This window comes from Ferrovibrio sp. (assembly GCF_025869515.1).
GTDB lineage: Bacteria > Pseudomonadota > Alphaproteobacteria > Ferrovibrionales > Ferrovibrionaceae > Ferrovibrio.
Genome location: NZ_JAOZVR010000092.1, coordinates 1 through 5293 on the forward strand (window position 1 = coordinate 1; position 5293 = coordinate 5293).

The window sequence follows — 5293 nt, forward strand, 5'->3', positions numbered from 1 at the left end:
CCGCCAACCAGCGCCACAAGGTCAAGTGGCACTGGGTCAAGGGCCACGCCGGCCACCCGGAGAATGAACGCGCCGACGAGCTTGCCCGCAAGGGCATGGAGCCTTTCAAAAAGTCAGTTAGATGATCTTCGGATCGAAAGGCAACTCGATCTTCTTCAACTCGTCACGACGCCACTCTAGCGATCCGCCCTCTCCATAGGATGGGCGATCGTTCGTATGACCCATTAGGATCATGCGGAGTTCCGTGTCCAGGCCGGCAACTTTCATGCGGTCTTCGAACGAGTGCCGAAGGCTGTAGATTTTGTGATCAGCCGATGGGAATAAATGATTTTCTCTCATGAACTTGTTGAGAGCGGCCGACAGGCTATCCTCCTTGTCCAGATAGCGCGGAAAGCCTGCCGTGTGTTTCTTGAACACCTGAAGCGCGAGGCCAATAAGAGGTATGCGTCGTGTTGAACTGTGAGTCTTGATCTCGCGAGGGGCGTCGGGATCCGCGACCGCACGAATGTCGATATGGGGGATGGGATCATCAAGCACAATGCGATCGGCTGTTAGGTTGCAAAGCTCACTGGGACGGCACCCGGTTTCGATCATTGCCAGGAGAATACCTCTGGCCTCCTCATTAAGCCCTGCCAGTGCCCCGGGCTTGAGGATTTTGGTCTTGATCCACTCCACCTTAAATGGGGGCCTTGTTCGCTTTCCTTTGTCCGAGAAACTTAATCCGGCGAATGGATTGCGCACATCTTCTCCCCCCACATGCTTCATGTATTCGGCAAAAAGGACGCGGAGATTGCCTATGTCGCGGTTTCCTGAGTTTGCTGAGTGGGTTGGTCTACCCTCTTTCGGAGCGATACGCCGGCGCCAGAAATCGTAGAACTTTCTGGCTTCGTCGCGTGTGATTTCCGCGATCGGCCGGTCGCCAACTTCGGCGATGAAGTTGTCAACCGCCCGCTGCTTGATCGCCTGCCAATGCCTCTTTTGATTGGGTGACTTCCCCAATATCTCATCAGCCGCAATCTCGTCGAAATAGACAGTGAGGGCTTGGCTGACCGTTGCCTTGGGAGGCTCGATAGTCCCCATCGACGCAGATGCCTTAAGTGAGCCCGCCGGCGCGTCTCTGAATGCTTGCAGGCGTGCCAGCAACATCTCTCCGGTCTCCGCCCCGAAAGCGCTGACATGCCGGTAGGTAAAGCCAAGGGCGGCGGCTGTGGCTTGCGCCTGGTGCAGCAATACGGCGTGATCTCCGCCTAATGCAAGTTTCAGGCTCGCCCAGTATTCATCGTCGGCTCGCTCGAGGATATCGCGCTGTGCTCTGGCTTGAGCAAGATCATCTGTACCCAGCGCCTTTCGAATTACCGGCGCCCTCGAATCAAGATTCGCAACGCTTCCTGGGACTCGACGGCTGTAGGTGAAGAAGTCACCGCGCTTCAGTAGGAAGCGATCCGGATCTCTTGATGAAACCTTTCGGGGCATATGTCCTCCGTTTGTGCGCGTTATGTATCACGCAAGACGGTGGATTCCGCAACTATGGATATGGAGAAACGCCATGTTTTTAAGGGATTTCAGACCATTGGCGTTTTCGGAACGTCGAAATTTTCGTGCGGACGACGGGGGTCGAACCCGTATAGCCAAAGGCTGAGAGATTTTAAGTCTCTTGCGTCTACCAGTTTCGCCACGTCCGCGCGGGCTTCTATGTCCAGCACTTGGCGGATTCGGTCAAGGGCTGCTGTTCTTGAATGTGTTCGGCCGGGACGCCCCTGTTTACGCCCCGAGCACATGATTTCGCGTCAATTGTGCAGGGCGAGGCTTGCTCAGCGGTGGGCGACGACAGTGAAGGGCTGTTCGACGCTGGTGGTTTTCTGGCCGAGCGTGTCGTTGACCGTGTAGCGCAGACGATAGGCGCCCGGGGCCGCACCATCGATATCGAGGGTGAGGTGGGTGTACATCTCCTGGTTCCTCGCATAGCCGGCAAACGAGAATGTGCCGAAATTCTTCTGGCTGGCCAGTATTTCGCCCTTGCTGTCGATCAGTTCGAAATCGACCGTGAAGTTCGAATGCTGCAACCCGTCATCCTGCCTCTGCCAATTGAGACCGATGAGTTCCACATAGGTGATCAGCGGTTCTCCGGGTTCGAAGACCGGTTCCTTTCTCGGCTTGTAGGCGCCGTAGCCCTTCGGCCTTTCGGTCACGAAGACCGCCTTGCCTACGGTGAGGGGCAGGAGGCCGCCAAAATCGGCGAAGGCGTCGCGCATGGCTTCGAATGCGCCGACGAAATCGCTCCTGTCGGCCTTTTTCTCGGCCTCCGCCGCGGCTGTCGCAAGCATTCCGGCGGACGCTTCCGAAGTCAGGAAAGCGGCCGAGATTGCAAGTGCAGCCAGTTTCAGCCCGTAACTTGTGATTTTCCTCATATGCACGACATCCCCGCCTGCGAGTCACCCGCGTCAAGTCTGGAAGAAAGCGGCGCGCCGTCAAGCCGGCAGGGCTGGCTCTTTCATCAGTTGCGCCAGAAAATTGGCATCAGCAGCACAAGCACTGTGAGGATTTCCAGACGTCCGAGCAGCATCATGATCGACATGACATAAAGTTCGGGGTCGTTGAAGCTCGAGAAATTTCCGACCGGGCCTATCTGCGGGCTGACGCCCGGACCGACATTCGAGAGTGCCGTGATGACGGCGGAAGTCGATGTCATCATGTCATAACCCAGAGCGGCCATAGCCATGCTGCCGAGCACCCAGAGAAAGATGTAGGCGCTGAAAAACAGGAAGACGGTGCGCTGTGTCTCGGCATCGACCGTCTGGCTGCCGTAACGCACCGAATAGACGGCGTTGGGGTAGATCAGCTTCTTCAGGCCTGTACCAAGGATGTTGAACAGGATGACAAAGCGGTAGGCCTTGATGCCGCCGGCCGTAGACCCCGAGCAGCCGCCGATGAAGGTGGCGAAAAAGGCGGCCATGACGGTGAAAGGACCCCATCCCAGATAATCCTGGCTGGAGAAACCGGTCGTGGACAGGATGGACGAGAAGTTGAAGAAAGCGTGTGTCAGGGCGTCAGGGAAAGGCTCGCCGTTCCGCAGGTGGTTGTAGATCGCTGCAGACAATGAAAAGGCGATGACATACCCCAGAAAGACGCCGATCTGCGGATCGCGCAACGCATCCAGGCGACCACGAACCGCCAGCACGATCAGGATCGAGAATGGCAGGCTCGATATTGTCATGAAGAAGGTCGACACCCACAAGACGGCGTTGCTTTTGAAATAGTCGAAGGAGGCATCGTGGGTCGAAAAACCGGCGGTGGCGACGGTGGAAAATGCGTGGTTGATTGCGTCGAAGCGGCTCATTCCGGCAAGGGCGTAGCTGATGGCGCAGGCCAGCGTGATGCCGACATAGATGGCGATGAAGGCACGGGTGAAGGTGGCGAGCCGGGCGAATGGCTTGTCGCTGGTGTCGGAGGATTCCATCTTGAAGAAGGACATGCCGCCGACGCGCAGGAAGGGGAGAACGAACAGTCCGAGAGCCACGATGCCTATACCGCCGAGCCATGCCAGCAGCGATCGCCACATCAGGAGGCCGGGCGGCATCGAATCAAGCCCGACGATAACCGTCGAACCGGTGGTGGTGATGCCGGAAATCGATTCGAACAGGGCCTGGGCAAAGTTGAGGTCGGCTTTGGAAAACATGAAAGGTACTGCGCCGGCCAGCGAGAATACGGCCCAGAGCACATTGACCAGCAGGAAGCCGAGCCGTTTCGTGAACATCGGCGGCGCACCGCGTGTCGCCATGGCGGCAAGCAGGGACACTCCCCCGACCATGAAGGCGCAGGTCGTGAAGACGCGCCAGTCCGGATGGCCGTAATAAAGGTCGACCATCGCCGGAACCAGCATTGCGATAGAAAGATAGAGGCCGCAAAGGGAGGCGATGTAGACAACGGCTCGGAGGGTGTTGGCGTTCAAGGATGAGAACCCGGTTTTCGAGGTCGTGCGCAAACAGGCTTTGTCTCCGCCGTCTGTCTATGCCATAGCGACACCGACCCGAAAATTCAACGGATGGAAAAAGTGACGCACAAGGACGTCGAGGCAGCGCTGGAAGCCATGCGGGGCCTGTTCCCCGCCACGCCGCTGCAGTTCAACGAGCATCTGAGCGCCCGTTACGGCGCAAATGTCTACTTGAAACGCGAGGATCTGACGCCGGTGCGATCCTACAAGATCCGTGGCGCCTTCAATTTCCTGCGCAAGATCGTGGCCGATGGCGCCGAGGGCAAGACCTTCGTCTGCGCCTCCGCCGGCAATCACGCCCAGGGTTTTGCCTTCGTCTGCAGACATTTCGGTGTGCCGGGGATCGTCTTCATGCCGGTCACCACACCGCAGCAGAAGATCGACAAGACCCGCGTGTTCGGTGGCGAGTTCATCACCATCCGCCTGTTCGGCGATATCTTCGACCAGTGCTATGCGGCGGCCCGCGAACATGTCGAGGCGATCGGTGGCTATATGGTGCCGCCCTTTGACCACGAGGATATCATCGAGGGGCAGGCGACGGTGGCGGCCGAGATCGCGGAGCAGTTGCCTGAGGATGTTGCGCCTGATCTCGTCATCGTTCCGGTTGGCGGCGGTGGCCTGTCCGCCGGCGTTACAGGTTATCTGGCGGATCGCCTTGGCCGGGATTCCTTCCTCTTCTGCGAGCCGGCCGGTGCGCCGAGCCTCCGAAAGAGCCTCGAGGCCGGAAAGATCGTGACGCTGCCCAAGGTCGACAATTTCGTCGATGGCGCAGCTGTCGCCCGGATTGGCGACCTGAATTTCGCCGCCCTCAAGGGCTTTCCCCCTGAGCAGGTGGTGATCGTACCGGAGAATGCCATCTGCGTGACGATGAGCGACATGCTCAACGTCGAGGGGGTGGTTCTGGAACCGGCAGGCGCTCTGTCGATTGCCGCACTGGATCTCCTTCCGCGCGAGCGAATCGAGGGCAAGACGGTGGTTGCGGTCGTCTCCGGCGGCAATTTCGATTTCGAGCGTCTCCCCGACGTCAAGGAACGCGCGATGCGATATGCGGGGCTGAAGAAATACTTCATCCTTCGCCTGCCGCAGCGCCCGGGCGCGCTTCGCGATTTCCTCAACCTGCTGGGGCCGGACGATGATATCGCCCGCTTCGAATACCTGAAGAAATCCGCCCGTAATTTCGGTTCGATCCTGATAGGCATCGAAACGAGCCGGCGGGAGAACTTTGCCGAACTGGCGAGCCGCTTCGAAGCGGCGGGCCTCGGCTACGAGGATATCACCGAGAACGAAATCCTCGCCAACCTG

The 5293-nt window shown here is 58.6% G+C and carries 5 protein-coding genes and 1 tRNA gene; 2 read left to right on the forward strand and 4 right to left on the reverse strand.

Features of this window, described 5'->3' with window-relative positions; translation table 11 throughout:
• On the forward strand, window positions 1-125 hold a 125-nt coding region (locus tag OJJ21_RS15405), incomplete at its 5' end, for an RNase H family protein (protein WP_366093095.1).
• Here the strand turns inward: OJJ21_RS15405 and OJJ21_RS15410 are convergent.
• The 4 genes from OJJ21_RS15410 to OJJ21_RS15425 form a co-directional block, all read right to left on the reverse strand.
• Window positions 118-1473 carry a DUF6538 domain-containing protein gene (locus tag OJJ21_RS15410; protein ID WP_297687476.1) on the reverse strand — a complete coding sequence of 452 codons (1356 nt, stop codon included), beginning with the start codon at window positions 1471-1473 and terminating at the stop codon, window positions 118-120. The genes OJJ21_RS15405 and OJJ21_RS15410 overlap by 8 nt on opposite strands.
• Before the next feature lie 126 nt (window positions 1474-1599).
• Window positions 1600-1682 (reverse strand) — tRNA-Leu (locus tag OJJ21_RS15415).
• A 129-nt stretch (window positions 1683-1811) separates the two neighbouring features.
• On the reverse strand, window positions 1812-2324 hold the full coding sequence (locus OJJ21_RS15420) for a hypothetical protein (RefSeq protein ID WP_297687477.1): 513 nt from the start codon (window positions 2322-2324) through the stop codon (window positions 1812-1814).
• A gap of 170 nt (window positions 2325-2494) precedes the next feature.
• Window positions 2495-3865 carry a TrkH family potassium uptake protein gene (locus tag OJJ21_RS15425; protein ID WP_297687478.1) on the reverse strand — a complete coding sequence of 457 codons (1371 nt, stop codon included), beginning with the start codon at window positions 3863-3865 and terminating at the stop codon, window positions 2495-2497.
• A 186-nt stretch (window positions 3866-4051) separates the two neighbouring features.
• Between OJJ21_RS15425 and ilvA the strand changes: the two genes are divergently transcribed.
• Window positions 4052-5293 (forward strand): threonine ammonia-lyase (ilvA, locus tag OJJ21_RS15430; protein ID WP_297687479.1); only part of this gene is annotated, 1242 nt, incomplete at its 3' end.